Annotated in this window: 14 protein-coding genes; 7 read left to right on the forward strand and 7 right to left on the reverse strand. The window is 38.0% G+C overall.

What is annotated here, in order from left to right; all coding sequences use genetic code 11:
- Positions 1-143: 143 nt before the first annotated feature.
- From AC1DNH_RS06990 to AC1DNH_RS07000, 3 genes are all read left to right on the forward strand, one after another.
- Positions 144-590: an FKBP-type peptidyl-prolyl cis-trans isomerase gene (locus AC1DNH_RS06990; protein ID WP_477580111.1), complete on the forward strand. Its 447-nt coding sequence runs from the start codon at positions 144-146 to the stop codon at positions 588-590.
- Positions 591-756: 166 nt separating this feature from the next.
- A complete protein-coding gene (locus tag AC1DNH_RS06995) occupies positions 757-1,215 on the forward strand; it encodes an FKBP-type peptidyl-prolyl cis-trans isomerase (protein WP_477625280.1) in 459 nt (152 codons plus the stop codon).
- Positions 1,216-1,218: 3 nt separating this feature from the next.
- Positions 1,219-2,088, forward strand: coding sequence for an FKBP-type peptidyl-prolyl cis-trans isomerase (locus AC1DNH_RS07000; RefSeq protein WP_477580107.1), 870 nt, complete (start codon positions 1,219-1,221; stop codon positions 2,086-2,088).
- Here AC1DNH_RS07000 and AC1DNH_RS07005 read toward each other — a convergent pair.
- Together AC1DNH_RS07005 and AC1DNH_RS07010 are read right to left on the reverse strand one after the other, a co-directional pair.
- Complete coding sequence (locus AC1DNH_RS07005) at positions 2,078-3,379, reverse strand: cryptochrome/photolyase family protein (RefSeq protein ID WP_477580105.1); 1,302 nt, start codon at positions 3,377-3,379, stop codon at positions 2,078-2,080. The two genes, AC1DNH_RS07000 and AC1DNH_RS07005, sit on opposite strands and share 11 nt — an antisense overlap.
- A 112-nt stretch (positions 3,380-3,491) precedes the next feature.
- Positions 3,492-4,394 (reverse strand): TIGR01777 family oxidoreductase, encoded by a 903-nt coding sequence (locus AC1DNH_RS07010; protein WP_477580103.1) that lies wholly within the window; start codon positions 4,392-4,394, stop codon positions 3,492-3,494.
- 170 nt (positions 4,395-4,564) lie between these two features.
- Here AC1DNH_RS07010 and AC1DNH_RS07015 point away from each other — a divergent pair, with 170 nt between their 5' ends.
- From AC1DNH_RS07015 to AC1DNH_RS07030, 4 genes are all read left to right on the forward strand, one after another.
- Positions 4,565-5,839, forward strand: a complete 1,275-nt coding sequence (locus AC1DNH_RS07015; RefSeq protein WP_477580101.1) for a DASH family cryptochrome — start codon at positions 4,565-4,567, stop codon at positions 5,837-5,839.
- A gap of 187 nt (positions 5,840-6,026) precedes the next feature.
- The gene (locus AC1DNH_RS07020) at positions 6,027-8,822 is read left to right on the forward strand and encodes a 2-oxoglutarate dehydrogenase E1 component (RefSeq protein ID WP_230144520.1); all 2,796 of its coding nucleotides are present in this window, start codon (positions 6,027-6,029) and stop codon (positions 8,820-8,822) included.
- 75 nt (positions 8,823-8,897) lie between these two features.
- Positions 8,898-10,124 (forward strand): 2-oxoglutarate dehydrogenase complex dihydrolipoyllysine-residue succinyltransferase, encoded by a 1,227-nt coding sequence (odhB, locus tag AC1DNH_RS07025; protein WP_477580099.1) that lies wholly within the window; start codon positions 8,898-8,900, stop codon positions 10,122-10,124.
- 168 nt (positions 10,125-10,292) lie between these two features.
- Positions 10,293-10,652 (forward strand): ribosomal maturation YjgA family protein, encoded by a 360-nt coding sequence (locus AC1DNH_RS07030; RefSeq protein ID WP_477586372.1) that lies wholly within the window; start codon positions 10,293-10,295, stop codon positions 10,650-10,652.
- Positions 10,653-11,167: 515 nt separating this feature from the next.
- On the opposite strand, the gene AC1DNH_RS07035 is transcribed toward AC1DNH_RS07030, so the two are convergent.
- From AC1DNH_RS07035 to ileS, 5 genes are all read right to left on the reverse strand, one after another.
- On the reverse strand, positions 11,168-11,848 hold the full coding sequence (locus tag AC1DNH_RS07035; RefSeq protein ID WP_477584582.1) for a 3-keto-disaccharide hydrolase: 681 nt from the start codon (positions 11,846-11,848) through the stop codon (positions 11,168-11,170).
- A 220-nt stretch (positions 11,849-12,068) separates the two neighbouring features.
- Entirely contained in the window at positions 12,069-12,587 is a 519-nt protein-coding gene (locus AC1DNH_RS07040; protein ID WP_477584583.1) for a DUF4269 domain-containing protein, read from the reverse strand.
- A gap of 396 nt (positions 12,588-12,983) precedes the next feature.
- Positions 12,984-13,586, reverse strand: coding sequence for a lipoprotein signal peptidase (locus AC1DNH_RS07045; protein WP_477584584.1), 603 nt, complete (start codon positions 13,584-13,586; stop codon positions 12,984-12,986).
- On the reverse strand, positions 13,586-13,969 hold the full coding sequence (locus AC1DNH_RS07050) for a TraR/DksA family transcriptional regulator (RefSeq protein WP_025144123.1): 384 nt from the start codon (positions 13,967-13,969) through the stop codon (positions 13,586-13,588). Before AC1DNH_RS07050 ends, AC1DNH_RS07045 begins: the two co-directional genes overlap by 1 nt.
- A gap of 30 nt (positions 13,970-13,999) precedes the next feature.
- Positions 14,000-17,401, reverse strand: a complete 3,402-nt coding sequence (gene ileS / locus AC1DNH_RS07055) for an isoleucine--tRNA ligase (RefSeq protein ID WP_477625281.1) — start codon at positions 17,399-17,401, stop codon at positions 14,000-14,002.
- Between the last annotated feature and the right edge of the window lie 46 nt (positions 17,402-17,447).

Raw genomic sequence — 17,447 nt, forward strand, 5'->3', positions numbered from 1 at the left:
CAAAAGAAAGTTCGTCATTGCGAGGAGGAACGACGAAGCAATCTTACACTATGGAGTATAGCGACCGCATTAAGATTGCTTCATCACATTTGAAAAATTAGCTTAGTTTTTAAGGTTGTGTTATTAAAATCCTATTTTCGCGCATGTTTAAATTTAGATTACTTCCGATACTTCTTTTATGTGTAGCTATGGTTTCGTCTTGTAAAAAAGATGAAGACCCTGAAAAACAAATTACCGATTTCATCAAACAAAATAATATTAATGCAGTTAGAGACGATTCTGGCTTATATTATCAGATCATTAAACCTGGTTCGGGATCGTTCACTTATCCCAACAATACCAAAATAACCATTAAATATGAAGGTAGGTTATTAGACGGAACTGTATTTGATAATGGTGGTGGCAAAGAGCAAACCTTTAATCTGGCAGAATTAATACAGGGCTGGAGAATCGGTATCCCTAAAATACAAAAAGGTGGAGAAATAAGATTAATCGTTCCACCGGGTTTGGGTTATGGAAGCAGTTCGGTAGGCCCGATCCCTGGTAACTCTGTATTAGATTTTACCATACAGCTGTCTAATACACAATAAGCGTAAGACTAGGGATAAAAGACTAAATTCAAATCAAAATGCCTCTTTAGTCTTTTTGCTTTTGCCTTTAAGCTCCTTAAAATTGTTAAAATAGGTTAAAAATTGTAGCATCCGTATTAAAAGCTTATTTTTGCGATTGATGGTTAAGTTTAAATATTTTATACTCATGATCTGCTTTGCAGGGTGCTTAGCAGCCTGTAAAAAAAATGTGCCGATTGATGATTACGACCCTACTCCACAATTTAAGGCCGATACTGCCGCAATAAGTGCTTTTGTTAAGACTAATAATATCTCGGCTACGAAAGATGCCAGTGGTATATTTTATCAGATATTAGAACCAGGAACAGGAAGTGTGGTGTATGCAGCATCTACAAAAATCACTTCTGATTATGAAGGAAGATTATTAAACGGAACTATTTTCGATAGTACCAAAGGAACCCCAACCTCGTTTCTACTTGGTAACGTTATTGTAGGATGGCAAATTGGGATTCAAAAAATACAAAAAGGTGGTAAGATCAGATTGATAATACCTTCATATTACGCTTATGGGACGCAATCACCATCATCTTTGGTTCCGGCAAATTCAATACTTGATTTTACTATAACACTTACAGACGTACAATAATAAATGAACAAATTTACTAAACTTAGCCTATTCACACTTTTACTGGCTACTACAATCTTCAGCTCATGTAAAAAGGAATATGAGTCTATTGAAAGTGTAGATGATGCCGCTATCCAGGCTTATCTTAAAAAGAATAATCTTACTTTCACTAAAGATACAAAAGGCTATTATTATAAACTCACCGACGTAGGTTCTGGTGCAAGTGTTGCAAACCAAGATTCGGTTTATTATTCATATACTTTTAAAACCTTATCCGGGCAGGTGCTAAATCAAACATCTGATTTAATGATTCCAGGTACCTTTTTGGGTTATACAGATCGATTTACCATTAATAGTGTGTCATATGTATTCACACCAATTAGAGAAGTTTTAACCAAATTGAAAAGAGGAGGCAAGGCAACTTTAATTATGCCTTCTAGCATGGCTTTTGGTAGGAACGGCGTAAGTTTTTTAAATATTGGTTCGAATGAAAATATCCTTGTTGACTTAGGCATATATGCTGGGGCGAAAAGACATGAAATAGACGAATTTGAGATCAATAAATTTATTGCCAACAATAATTTAACACTGATTAAAGATCCTTCCAGAGCACGCTATAGCATTACCACTCCTGGAACGGGAACAGACGTAATTAATGTGAACTCTACAATAGTTGCTAACTACACCGTTCGCTATTTAGATGGAACAGTTTTACAAAGTAGTACCGATGGAACTTTTACTGATGTTTTGAGTAATTTATATAAAGGGTGGCAGTTAATATTGCCGGGAAAAGTAACAGCCGGGGGAAAGCTTCGTTTGATTATCCCTGCTGATTTAGCTAACGGGGTATCTCCTTTAGATTTCGATATTGAAATTGTAAAGGTTACGAATTAGATAAAGCCTCTTTAAAAACTTTTAAAACCCTTTCTCTTGCAAATGTATGCTCAACTATTGGTTGGGCATATTTTTTTGTCCCAAATTCTGGTACCCACTTTTTAATATAGTCGAACCTGGGGTCGAATTTTTTGGTTTGGAGTTCAGGGTTAAAAACCCTAAAGTATGGTGCGGCATCGTTCCCTGACCCGGCCGCCCATTGCCAGCCTCCTACATTGCTTGCCATTTCGTAGTCCAATAACTTTTCGGCAAAATAAGCCTCTCCCCAGCGCCAATCGATGAGTAAATGTTTGGTTAAAAAACTGCCCACAATCATGCGTACACGATTGTGCATCCAGCCGGTTTGGTTGAGCTGCCTCATGCCGGCGTCTACAATGGGGTAGCCCGTATTGCCTTCGCACCAAGCCTTAAACTCATCTTCGTTGTTGCGCCATTTAATTTTATCGTATTGTTTTTTAAACGAATCGAAAGCCGAATAGGGGAAATGCCAAAGAATGGTCATGTAAAATTCCCGCCATGCCAATTCTGAGAGCCTGACGTTCGATTTCGCTTCCAATGCATCTTTAACTGCTTTCCGGATGCTTAATGTTCCAAAACGCAAATGCAGTCCGATATGTGTGGTGCCATCAAGCGCAGGGAAATTACGTTCTTTTGCATAATCATCTAGTTTGTTTTTATAGCTGATTTTCGGGAAATCCAGTTTGCTCTTTTCAAAGCCCATCTCTTTTAACGTTACACCAGGCAAATGCTCAGTTTTAAGTAAATTTTCGAAGTATTTTTTAGTAGGATAAGCCTTTACATAAAAATCGTTAAGCTTGGCATGCCATTGTTTGTAAAAAGGTGTAAAAACAGTGTAAGGTGTTTTATCTGCTTTTAGGATTTCGTTTTTTTCAAAAATAACCTGATCCTTGTACGTTTTGAAGGCTATTTTTTCGCTGGTTAAAAATTCGGCCATGTTATCATCACGTTCGCGGGCATAAGGTTCATAGTCATGATTGGTATATACGCCCTTAACATCATATTCCTTTAAAATCTCTGACCATATTTTTTCGGGCTTGCCATATTTTACCAATAAATCTGACCCATGTAGCTGAAGTTCTTTTTTTAAATCCTCAATGGTTTGGTAAATGAAAGTTACGCGGGCATCAGCTATTGGAAGTTTATCCAATATGTTTTGATCAAAAATAAACAATGGTAAGATCGGATAACCACTTTTAAGTGCATGATACAAAGCAGCATTATCTGCTAAACGTAAATCGCGACGAAACCAGTGAATGGATATTGAAGTCATTAAAGGGGATTATAAGCAACTAAATTATTTTGAAGATTTGAACAATTAAGGAAGCGTCTGGAGCTGAGCGTTTGGCGTCGGTTAACCAATTTAAACAGTTAATCGATTAACCCTATTTGTACAGATCTTTTAATGCATGACCCAAATGGGTAAATTTAAATTTGAATCCCGCATCTAGAATTTTTTGTGCCGAGGTATTGTTGCTCATTAAAACAGCTTCTACCCGTTCTCCTAATAACAATTCCAGTGCCTTTTTCGGGACATTGATAGGCCAAACTGGACGATGCAAACGTTTGGCAATGGCTTTGGTTAACGCCTTATTGGTGACTGGGAAAGGAGCGCAGGCATTATAACAATTCTCCATTTTGAGATTTTCGATGGCTTCTATGTACATTTCTATCATATCATCAATATGCAGCCAGGGAGTCCACTGTTTACCAGTGCCTAAAGCTGCTCCGGCAAATAACTTAACTGGTTTATCGAGTTGCGGTAAGGCGCCGCCATGATTGCTTAAAACGATTCCGGTGCGGAGTTTTACAATTCTGAGGCTTAGCTTTTTACCTTGGTCTACAGCATCTTCCCAAAGTTTACAGCATTCGGCTAAAAATCCGTAACCGTTTGGACTTTCTTCGGTTAAAATTTCATCACCACAATCACCATAAAAACCAACTGCCGAAGCAGAAATGAACGATTTTAGTTGATGATCGGGCTTAGATTTAATGGCTTTAAAGAGTAATTCTGTCGATTTTACACGGCTATCGATGATCTGTTTTTTGCGTTCATCGGTCCATTTTTTATCGGCCACAGGTTCTCCCGCTAAATGGATAATGGCATCCACGCCATTCAAACAGTCAGCATCAATAGTTCCTTTGTAAACATCCCACACAAAATTATTCGGATTTTTGTCTTTCTTTCTCGAAAGTGTGTTCACCTCATAACCTTTGCATAGTAAATCTTTTTTCAGCTCAGTACCCACAAGTCCTGTAGCCCCGGTAATCAGAATCTTCTTAGCCATCTTTTTAAAACAGTAAAGATACAAAAGGGTTTTTATGGCTTCATTTAAAACGATATTAATTCAGTTCTAATTCTTTTGTTACCTATTTGTAAAGAATTATTTAGGGGTTTGATGAAGAAGAAAAATAAGATAAATTTGTAAACGCGTTCTTACACCCTTTTCGATAAAAGATGTCCAAAAAAATTTTAGTCTGGTTTAGAAATGATCTTCGCTTGCATGACAATGAAATGCTGGTCGAGGCGATTGCTAAGTCTGATTCGATTTTGCCTGTTTACATTCTCGATCGCCGTTCTTTTGGCGAAACAAAATACGGTACGTTAAAAACAGGTAATATTAGAGCGCAATTTATTTTAGAAAGTGTTTTAGGATTACGCAATTCTTTAAAACAGATTGGCGGTAACTTGCTTGTCGCCGAAGGCAACCCTGAAGATATTATTCCTCAACTCGTTCAGGAATATGAGATTACCGAAGTTTACCATCACCGTGAAGTGGCACGCGAAGAAACGCATGTTTCAACTTTGGTAGAAAATGCACTTTGGAAATTACGCATCAACCTGAAACATTTTATCGGCCATACCTTATATAATAAGGAGGACCTCCCTTTTCCCATTAAGGATATTCCCGACGCCTTTAACCAGTTTAAAAAGAAAATTGAACGCGATTCGATTATCAAGCCCTGTTTTTCGGCACCCGATCGGATTAACGTAGCCGAAGTGATTGACTGGGGGACATTATCTTCGTTAAAAGACTTTAATCTTTTGCCGCAAAAAAAAGATCAGCGTGCTGATTTTGAATTTGTTGGTGGCGAGGCCGAAGGTTTAGCCCATCTTCAAAAAGTGATTGTGGCTATGCAGCAGGCTGCAACAACCAAGAATTTAATTCTGGCTTCAAAACTATCGGCATGGCTGGCCATGGGTAGTTTGTCGCCACGGAAAGTATACTGGGAAATTAAAAAGATGGAAGGTGTGCCCAATACAAAAGCCATGTTCAATCATATTCTATTAGGCCTGCTTTGGAGAGATTATTTCCGTTTCATGTTCAAAAAATATGGCAATACTTTTTTTAGTCCGGATGGATTTGGCAGCCAGGGACTGATTGATGTTGTGAATGAACAGGATAATTTTAGTAAATGGAAGAATGCGCAAACAGGTTTTGCTGTGGTAGATGCGGTGATGACGGAGTTAAATCAGACCGGTTTCATCTCGAATATCGCCAGACAAACCGCTGCCTTATACCTGATCAATAATTTAGAAGTAAGCTGGATTTTTGGCGCAGCATATTTTGAAGAAAAGCTGATTGATTATAACCCCGCAAGTAATTGGGGGAACTGGGCCAATGTAGCAGGTGTAGGTAACGATCAGAAATCAAAAAGTGTTTTCGATCTTGATAAAAATATCAAAAACCTCGACCCAAAAGGCAGTTACTCCTTAACTTGGGCATCATAGTTGTAATGACTGAATGATGGAGTATTGAATGATGGAATTGAAATTTTATCGACTAATACAAGTGGTATTTTTGTTATTCTCTCATTCAATAATTTTCTCATTCAATAATTCTCATTTTAATCGAGATTTTTGCCATTTATATAAGGTAAAATTCTAATTTTGTAATGCTTATAGTAAACAGTTAATAATGGATAAATTATCTTATCTTAATGGCGCAAACGCCGAATATATAGAGTCTTTATATCAATCCTATCAACAAGATCCCGAGTCTGTTGAATTTGGTTGGCAGAAATTTTTTGAAGGTTTCGATTTTGGAAGAGGATCAGAAGCGCCTGCAGTAACAGCAGAAACTCCTGAACAATTTTTAAAAGAGGTTAATGTTTTAAATCTGATTGATGGCTATCGTAGCCGTGGTCATTTATTTACGCACACCAATCCGGTTCGCGAAAGACGTAAACATTTACCAACATTAGATCTTGCAAATTTTGGATTATCGGATGCTGACTTGGAAACCGTTTTCAACTCTGGTGTTGAGATTGGTATCGGTGCGGCAAAATTGAAAGACATTGTAGCCTTTTTAAAACAAACATACGCACACTCAATCGGTGCAGAATATAAGTTTTTACGTACACCTGAAGTGTTGAACTGGATTCAGCAAAAAATGGAAAGTGCACGTAATACCCCTAATTTCTCAATCGATGAGAAAAAACGCATTCTCCGGAAATTAAACGAAGCGGTAAGTTTCGAAAATTTCTTAGGTACCAAATTTTTGGGTCAAAAACGTTTCTCGTTAGAAGGAGCAGAAGCTTTAATCCCAGCTTTAGATTCAGTAATCGAAAAAGGTGCTGAATTAGGTATTGAAGAATTTGTAATTGGTATGGCGCACCGCGGTCGTTTAAACGTGTTAGCCAATATCATGCAAAAAACATATAAAGATATTTTTGCTGAGTTTGAAGGTAAAAGCTACAACCCAGATACGCCATTTGGTGGCGACGTAAAATACCACTTAGGTTATTCTACGGATGTAACTACCGTTTCGGGTAAAAGTGTTCACTTAAGTTTATGTCCTAACCCATCGCATTTAGAAACTGTTGATGGTGTGGTAGAAGGCATGAGCCGCTCAAAAATCGATTTCAAATATGGTGGCGATAACAGTCGTTTAGCACCAATTTTGATTCATGGTGATGCATCAGTTGCCGGACAAGGTATTGTTTACGAAGTAATTCAGATGGCAGGCCTTGAAGGTTATAAAACCGGTGGAACTATTCACCTGGTAATTAATAACCAGATTGGTTTTACCACCAATTATAAAGATGCACGTACCAGTACTTATTGTACCGATATTGCTAAAGTAACTTTATCTCCGGTTTTCCACGTAAATGGTGATGATCCTGAGGCTTTGGTTTATGCAATTAACCTGGCAATGGAGTATCGTCAGAAATATAAAAACGACGTTTTTATCGATATTCTTTGCTACCGTCGTTTCGGTCACAATGAGTCTGATGAGCCTAAATTCACCCAGCCATTATTATACAAAACAATCGAAAAACACCCTAATCCAAGGGAAATCTATATCGATCAGTTAACCAAAGAGGGTAAGTTGGAAGCCGGTTTGGCAAAAGAGATGGAAAAAGATTTCCGTGGTATTTTGCAGGAACGCTTAAACGAAGCTAAAGAATTTGTTGCAGGTAATGCTGAAGTTAAATTTGGTGGTGCATGGGCAGATTTGCGTATGGCTACACCTAAAGATTTCGAATCTTCTCCAGTTACTGCGGTTAAAAAATCTACTTTATTAGAAATTGGTAAGCGTATTACAGCTTTGCCATCTAATAAAAAGTTCTTCAAAAAAATCGAAAAACTATTTGCTGAACGTGGCAAAATGGTTAACGAAACCAATGTTTTCGATTGGGCAATGGGCGAGCAGTTGGCTTATGGTACTTTGTTATCGGAAGGTAAACGTGTTCGTTTAAGCGGTCAGGATGTAGAGAGGGGAACATTCTCTCACCGTCATGCGGTATTAACGCTTGAAGATAGTGAGGAAGAATATGTACCATTGGCAAATATTTCAGATCAACAAGCGGCTTTCGATATTTACAACTCACACTTATCAGAATATGGCGTTTTAGGTTTCGAGTATGGTTATGCCATGGCAAACCCGAATGCTTTAACCATCTGGGAAGCACAATTTGGCGATTTCTTTAACGGAGCGCAAATTGTTGTCGATCAGTATATTGCAAGTGCCGAAACCAAATGGCAACGCGAAAATGGTTTGGTAATGTTATTGCCTCACGGTTACGAAGGTCAGGGACCAGAGCACTCATCAGCACGTATTGAGCGTTTTATGGAGCTTTGTGCCGACTACAACATGCAGGTAACAAACTGTACTACTCCGGCAAACTTCTTCCACGTTTTACGCCGTCAGTTTAAACGCGATTTCCGTAAACCTTTGGTGGTATTTACACCTAAAAGTTTATTGCGCCACCCTGCTTGTGTTTCTAAATTAGAAGAATTTACCGAAGGTGGTTTTAAAGAAGTAATTGATGATGTAAATGTTAAAGTTGCTGATGTAACACGTATAGTTTTCTGTAGCGGTAAAATTTACTATGAGTTATTGGAGAAACAACAGGCTGATAAATTGAAACATGTAGCCCTGGTTCGTGTAGAGCAGCTGTATCCAACTCCGGTTGATCAGATGGAAGCCATCCAGAAGAAATATAAAAATGCTAAAGAAGTTTTCTGGGTACAAGAAGAGCCAGAGAACATGGGCGCATGGCCATATTTGTTCCGCAGGTTGTACAAAACAGCATTAAAAGGCATTGATGTAATTTCGCGAAGAGAAAGCAGCAGTACCGCAACAGGTTTTGCAAAACAACATGCTAATCAACAGGCTTATATTTTAGCAAAAGCTTTAGAGATTTCGGTAACGGATGATGTAAAGGATATCGCCAAAAAAGCAACAAAAAAATTAGTTCAGATCGATTAGGTGCATTGCGCTAAGCGTTGGGAGCGTGGCGTTTGATATTGATTATTAGAAGATAAAAAACATAACATTACAAAAATGAGTTTAGAGATAAAAGTTCCACCTGTTGGTGAGTCGATAACCGAAGTTGTTTTATCACGTTGGATAAAAAACGATGGCGATGTTGTTGAAATGGATGAAGTTATTGCCGAATTAGAATCGGACAAAGCAACATTCGAATTAACTGCAGAACAAGCTGGAACTTTAAAAACCATAGCAGCCGAAGGCGATACATTAGCCATCGGTGCAGTAGTTTGTAAAATTGAAGATGGTGGTGCGGCTCCGGCGAAAGCTGATGCACCAAAAGCTGAAGAAAAGGCTGTTGTTGCTGAAGATAAAACTGCAGCTCCAGTTGCCGAAAAATCAGACGAAAGCTATGCTACAGGAACTCCTTCTCCTGCTGCTGGTAAAATTCTTGCAGAAAAAGGAATTGACGCTGCTGCCGTAAAAGGTACTGGTGTTGATGGTCGTATTACTAAAGACGATGCTGTTAAGGCTGAGTCGGGTAAAAAACCAGAAGCACCAAAAGCTAGTGCTCCTGTTGCAGCTGCTGCTCCTGCAGGTAGCCGTGGCGAACGTCGTGAGAAAATGTCTCCACTACGTAGAACGGTTGCAAAACGTTTAGTTGCTGTTAAAAATGAAACCGCAATGTTGACTACTTTTAACGAAGTTAATATGAAGCCAATTATGGATTTGCGTGGAAAATATAAAGATCAGTTTAAAGAAAAATACGGTGTTGGTTTAGGTTTCATGAGCTTTTTCACTAAAGCAGTAACCGAAGCTTTAAAAGATTTCCCTGCGGTTAATGGCCGTATTGAAGGTGAAGAATTGGTTTACAATGACTTTGCTGATATTTCTATTGCAGTATCTGCACCAAAAGGTTTGGTGGTTCCGGTAATCCGCAATGCGGAAAGCATGAGCTTGGCTCAGATTGAAAAATCGGTTTTAGAATTGGCTTTAAAAGCACGTGATAGCAAATTAACATTAGAAGAAATGACTGGTGGAACATTCACCATCACTAACGGTGGTGTATTTGGTTCAATGATGTCGACTCCGATTATCAATGCGCCACAATCGGCTATTTTAGGTATGCACAACATTGTTGAACGTCCGGTAGCTGAAAAAGGTGAAGTGGTTATCCGTCCGATGATGTACGTTGCTTTATCTTACGATCACAGAATTATTGATGGACGTGAGTCGGTTGGTTTCTTGGTTCGTGTGAAACAATTGTTAGAAGATCCAGCTAGATTATTATTAGGTATCTAGTCTCTTTTAGCTTAAAATATTAAAGCCTCGACCATTGGTTGAGGCTTTTTGGTTTTCTAGTCGTCACTCTGAATTTATTTCAGAGTCCTAATAATCAAGAGATGCTGATCCCGAAGCTTGGGGATCAGCATGACGGACTAAAGAAATTTTCAGTTAATATATTTGGCTATGAAATTAACGTTCAACTCAAAATTTCTCTTTATTTTTCTCGCGATTCTCATCGTGGAAATCTTAATTGGCAAATACCTTCACGATGCTTTTATCAGACCTTTTGGCGGAGACGTATTGGTTGTTATCTTGATTTACGCATTTTTGAGGATTTTCCTTAAAACCAATAATAAGCAGTTAGCATTAGGCATCTTAATTTTTTCTTTCGTAATTGAGTTCCTCCAAAAGGCAAATTATGTTACCTGGTTTGGTTGGGAAGACAACAAATTAATGAGCACTATATTGGGCACTTCTTTTAGTGTTTACGACCTGCTCGCTTATTTTGTAGGTTATCTGATCTGTTTATTATTTAAAGATTGAGTTAATCATTTCATGCGTTGGTCAGGATTTGTAATCCGGCCCTATTATTCTTTTGGTTTGCAATCTACTTTAACAGTTATGTTAATGAATCCAATTTCAAGGATTAAAAATCCTTAGCTCTAAAGACGGGATTGCAAAACCCGACTAACGAGGGTTGGTCGGGATTTGTAATTCGGACCTATTGTTCTTTAGATTTGCAATCTACTTTAACAGTTATGTTAATGAATCAAATTTTCAAGGATTAAAAATCCTTAGCTCTAAAGACGGGATTGTAAATCCCGACTAACGAGGCTAACGAGGGGCGTGTCACCTTCTTTAAAAGTTACGTTAATAAATCACGGCTAAAGATTGAGATTTATATGCAAGTACCGTCATCTCGACTGGAACGTAGTGGAATGGAGAGATCTACCCATCCAGATTTAGTTTCGCTGAACACTTCGTGGTTCTCAACTTCGATCACTCCACTCCCAATGCCGATTACGTTGGCCTAAGTAATAAAATTAATAGAGATAAAGCTATTTAGATAACGCTTTAATTGGTTTTAAATCCAATTGTTTAAATTCTACTTCACTACCTTCTGCTTGTAAAGCAATTTGCCCGCTACTTGCAGTGCAATTTGTACCATAGTTTACCATTGTGCCATTTACCCAAACTTTAACTTCGTTATTCAAACATTGAATAACCATGGTATTCCATTCGCCAAGAGGTTTTTCACTGTCGTCTGTTAAATTTTTAATCCGGCGGAGTTTATTCCCATTTACACCCCAGTTTTCTTGAGGCCCACGTCTGGTAACCATATCTGGTACTGTAATATCTTCTTCGATACACCAGAAATCGCCAGCATCTTTATGTTGCATCTGCACTTCCAGCGATTTTGGAAACATACCATACAGTGCCCTTGGTGTTGATGCATGAACTAAAACGCCACAATTGCCTGGTTTGCCAGCAAAGCGATATTGTACCGTTAACTGGTAATTTTTATAAATTTTATCGGTAATCAAGTGGCCCCCTGGTGTACCCAGACTTACCAAGATACCATTGCGTACAATAAATGGATTAATAGTGTCAGGCTTTTTATCCATTGGAGGTACATCTACATGCCAACCGTTTAGATTTTTTCCGTTAAAAAGGCTTTTTTGAGCAAATGATGAGCTGCTAATAATAACTAGTAGTAAAAAGGCATAGTAAAGTTTCATGATATATTTGGTTTTTGTATTCCAAATATATTTTAAAAAATGATGAAATAATAATAGCCGGAATAAAGTATAGGGAAAATAGTGTAAATGGTTGTCATCCTGAATGAAATGAAGGATCTTTATTGAGTGGTTTGAACTTTTGTATTTCTTTGATTAAGATTCTTCACTGCGTTCAGAATGACAGCGATGCTCCAACTCAAGAACTGGTCTTAGCGCCCCGCTAAGATTCTAATTTCAGTAATTCTTCGTATGGATTTCCCTCAAGCTCCAGTAATTTAGCAAATGCTGGCTCCGTTTTATAACCTTGGTTTTTGAGATCAATGATGTCCTGCCTAAATTTTTTGCCCTCGGCTAAGAGTAATTTGTGTTCAATGAGCATATGCCGATAAGCGTTTTGTTGTGTGGTAGGCGTATTTTGTCCGAATATTTCTATTTCGAAACCATCAATGATAAAATTCGCTTTAATCGCGTCGAATTTAGGGCTTTCATGAATGGTGAAGTCTTTTTCAGATCCAAACAGTTCATTTAATTTGTCGATAAATTCATTTTTATCAGAAACTTCGCAGATAATATCCAAATCGCTGTTTTCGATATCGATATTGATTGGAATGGTACCCACAAGTATTGGATGGTAAGGGATAAGCTTTTCTAGAACCCGATTATCTGTTAAAGCATGATAAGCTTTTACTTGTTTTTCATTGCCAGATTGGAGATAAGATATATCGAGGAAGTTGATCATTTATATTTGCAATGGGTTTTTAACCTTTGTTTCTTGCTGTGCCCAAAGTTACTAAACCCGATAGTATGAATGCCAATGCGTTTTAATTCTGCCCTAATTTTTTCTGAAGAAACTGAAGCAAAGCACAAGCTGCATTGGCAGAAAGGATAGCGGGAAGCAGCTTAAATATTGATGCTGGAATTGCTTTTCAAAAACTATTATTACCGTCATTGCGAGAAGGAACGACGAAGCAATCTTTCGTACTTTCGGATCTTGCAATAAAGATTGCTTCGTCGGCTGAAAAAGCCTACTCGCAATAACGATTCTAAAAAAAAAGCCCATCTCAATTAAGAAATGGGCTTTGTATATTCAAGCGCTTAAGATGCTGAATCAAGTTCAGCAGGACGAAACGCAAAATTAATCCTCTACAATCTCACTGTTGATGCTCACATCGTCTTTTACATCTTCTTTAAAGTAGTTTTTCTGGAAGATGAGGATCAGTATCACACCAACTGAAATGGCTGCGTCAGCAAGGTTAAAAACGGGTCTGAAGAAAACAAACTCTTCGCCTCCCCAAATCGGTACCCAGGTAGGGAAGTGGCCTTCTGCAATCGGGAAGTAGAACATGTCTACTACACGACCGTGAAACCAGCTTTCGTAACCATAAATCTTTCCGTAAAATACAGAATCGATAATATTTCCTAGTGCGCCAGAAAAAATCAGTGCAACATTTAGAATTAAACCGCGGTGATATTTATGCTTAATCAGATAATGTAAGCCATAACCAATTCCTGCAACAGCAGCAATACGGAAAAGTGATAAGGCTAATTTGCCAAATTCACCACCAAACTCCATCCCAAAGGCCATCCCATTATTTTCGGTAAAATGGATAATACACCATTTGCCAATAATATGGAACTCCTGACCGAGGTACATGTGCGTTTTAACCCATGTTTTCACCAGCTGATCGGCCAGTAAAACTAAAAAGATAACAATTAAAGGTTTTGTATAGCCTTTCATTAACTCTGCTTTAATTTAGCTTCCATGCTTAAAGTTGCATGAGGAACAGCGCGTAAACGTTCTTTTTGGATTAATTTTCCGGTTTCGCGGCAAATACCATAAGTTTTGTTCTCGATACGCACCAATGCATTCTCAAGGTTGTCAATAAATTTTTTCTGACGTGCAGCCAATTGATTGATCTGCTCTTTTTCCATTGTTGCAGAACCGTCTTCTAATGTTTTGTACGCACCTGAAGTATCTTCTGTTCCGTTTGCGTTTGGATTACTCAAAGAAGTGGTTAAAGAGTTAAGTTCCTCTTTCGCCATGCGTAATTTATCTTGAATTAATTCTTTAAATTCTTGTAATTCACTGTCTGAGTAGCGTGTTTTGTTGCTGTTTTCCATGTTCTTTTTCTAATTTTCTAATATATGGATTTATATTTTAGTTACTGAAATGCTTAACTCAACATCGTCGATAACGATTTTGTTTGCATTATTTACAGTATCTGTTAATTCAAATTCATCGGCCAATATTTCCGCGCAAATGTAATCCTTGTTTTTGGAAACTGCGCCGGCCACCAAGTTATCATTTTGTAACGAAACTTTAATCCTATCTGTTACTTCAAAGTTTAATTCTTTTCGCAAGTTTTGGATACGGTTAACCAATTCGCGAGAAATACCTTCTTGTTTCAGCTCTTCTGAGATGGTAACATCCAAAGCAACAGTTAAACTGCCCAGGTTGGTTACCTGCCATCCTGGAATATCTTCGGCAAAAACCTCAACGTCATCATTTAAATTGATGGTAAATTCTTCTCCGTTGCTTCCAACTACGATAATGAAACCGTCGTTTTCTAAACGTTGGATATCATCTTGATTGGAATTTTCTAAAGCCTCTTTAACTAAGCTCATATCTTTTCCAACTTTTTTACCCAAAGATTTGAAGTTTGGTTTCAGCTTTTTCTTAACGATACCATGCGTATCGGTAATGAACTCGATATGTTTAACATTCGTTTCAGAAAGGATATAATCTGCAACCTTTGATATTTTTTGTTCGAAATCGCCACTTAAAGATGGGATTAAGATTTTCTCAAGTGGTTGACGCACATTAATGCCAGATTTTTTACGCAGCGATAAAACCATCGATGAAATATCCTGGGCGTAAACCATACGCTCGTTCAAATCGGTATCTATTAAACTTTGATCAGCCTCTTTCCATAAAGTTAAATGTACCGACTGCTCTGCATGTGCATCGGTAACGGTTAAGTTTCTATATAACCAATCGGCAAAGAAAGGCGCAACAGGACTCATCAACTGTGCCAAGGTTTCCAAACAAGTATATAATGTTTCGTAAGCCGCACGTTTATCATCTGTCATTTCGCCTTTCCAGAAACGGCGGCGACTTAACCTGATGTACCAGTTACTCAACTGTTCATCAACAAAAGCCTGAATAGCACGGGTAGCTTTCGTTGGTTCGTAAGTGTTGTAACTTTCATCAACTTCGTTGATTAGGGTTTGCAACAACGATAAAATCCAGCGGTCTAATTCCGTTCTGTCTTCAACTTTGCTTAAATTATTTTTATCGATCTCGAATTTATCGATATTGGCGTACAGGGCAAAGAAAGCATAAGTATTGTAAAGTGTTCCGAAGAATTTACGGCGCACTTCAGCAATTCCATCAATGTCAAATTTTAGGTTATCCCAAGGATTTGCATTAGAAATCATGTACCAACGCGTGGCATCAGCACCATACTCGTTAATGGTTTGGAACGGATCAGCTGCATTGCCCAAACGTTTAGACATTTTTTGTCCGTTTTTGTCTAGTACCAGCCCATTCGAAACCACATTTTTGTACGCTACTTTATCAAAAACCAATGTAGAGATCGCATGTAACGTATAAAACCAGCCACGGGTTTGGTCTACGCCTTCGGCAATAAAATCTGCAGGGAAATCTTCATTTCCATCAATTGTTTCTTTGTTTTCAAAAGGGTAGTGCCACTGCGCATAAGGCATAGCACCAGAGTCGAACCAAACATCAATTAAATCACTTTCGCGGCTCATTGGTTTGCCTGATGGAGATACTAAAATAATTTTGTCGACCACATTTTTATGTAAGTCGATCAAATCATAGTTCTCTTCAGACATGTTTCCGATTTCGAATCCCTTAAAAGGATTTTCTTTTTGGAAACCAGCTGTTATAGATTTTTCAATGGCATTATAAAGTTCCTCAACAGAACCAATTAACACTTCTTCTTTTTTATCTTCAGTTCTCCAGATTGGCAAAGGAATTCCCCAGTATCTCGAACGTGATAAATTCCAATCGTTAGCGTTTTTTAGCCAGTTTCCAAAACGACCCTCGCCAGTTGATTTTGGTTTCCAGTTAATGGTTTCATTAAGGTCGAACATTCTGTCTTTAACATCTGTAACTTTAATAAACCATGAATCTAAAGGGTAATATAAAAGTGGCTCATCAGTTCTCCAGCTGTGTGGATAACTGTGAACATATTTTTCTACTTTAAAAGCTTTATTTTCTTCTTTTAATAAAATAGCAATTTCTACATCAACCGATTTTTCAGGTGCTTCGCCAGCATTGTAATATTCGTTCTTTACATATTTGCCTGCAAAAGGACCAACATGTTTAGTGAATTTACCCTGTAAATCTACTAATGGAACGGGGGTGTCATTCTCATCTAATACCAACATTGGTGGTACTTCCGGAATGGCTTCTTTAGCTACTTTAGCATCATCCGCGCCAAAAGTAGGGGCAGTATGAACAATACCGGTACCATCTTCAGTAGTTACGAAATCTCCGGAAATTACTCTAAACGCATTTTCGGGATTTTGGTATGGCAATGCGTAAGTTAACAGTTGTTCATATCTAATGCCAACCAGCTCACTTCCTTTGCATTCGGCAAGTATTTGATAAGGGATTTTTTTATCGCCAGCTTTAAAATTTGTAAAATCTTCAACTTCATTGCTTTCAAAGAAAATTTTACTAAACTGCTTGCCAACCAGGTTTTTTGCCAAAATCACATTTGTTGGCAAAAAGGTATATTGGTTGAAAGTTTTGACCAGAACATAGTCGATTTTTGGTCCAACTGTTAAAGCCGTGTTTGATGGTAAAGTCCACGGAGTAGTAGTCCAGGCCATCAGGTAAATATCTCCAAATGCTTGTAAAAACGGAGGTAACGTATTTGCTATCGCCTTAAATTGAGCAACAATCGTTGTGTCTGTAACATCTCGGTAAGCGCCAGGCTGATTTACCTCATGCGAACTCAATCCTGTCCCGGCTTTTGGAGAATAAGGTTGGATAGTATAACCTTTATAGATTAATCCTTTATCGTAAATCTGCTTCAAAAGCCACCACACCGATTCCATGTATTTCGACTTATAGGTAATGTATGGATCATCCATATCTACCCAATAGCCCATTTTTTCGGTCAGGTCGTTCCACACATCAGTGTAGCGCATTACTGTTTTTTTACAAGCTTCGTTATAGTCTTCGATGGAAATAGTTTTACCAATATCCTCTTTAGTAATCCCTAATTCCTTTTCAGTTCCAAGCTCAACAGGTAGACCATGTGTATCCCAGCCAGCTTTTCTTTTAACCTGATAACCCTTAATTGTTTTATAACGGCAAAAAATATCCTTAATTGCACGCGCCATTACGTGGTGAATCCCCGGCATGCCATTGGCAGACGGTGGACCTTCGTAAAAAGTAAACGGATTAGATTTCGGGCGGGAAGAAATACTTTTTTCAAAGATATTTTCCTTTTTCCAAAAATCCAGTATTTCTTGCCCTATTTTGGCAAGTTCCAATTGTTTAAATTCGCTATACATCAATCAAGTACCTCAAAAAATTAAAGGTTGCAAAGTTAACAGAATT

Source organism: Pedobacter sp. 01N310 (genome assembly GCF_056399805.1).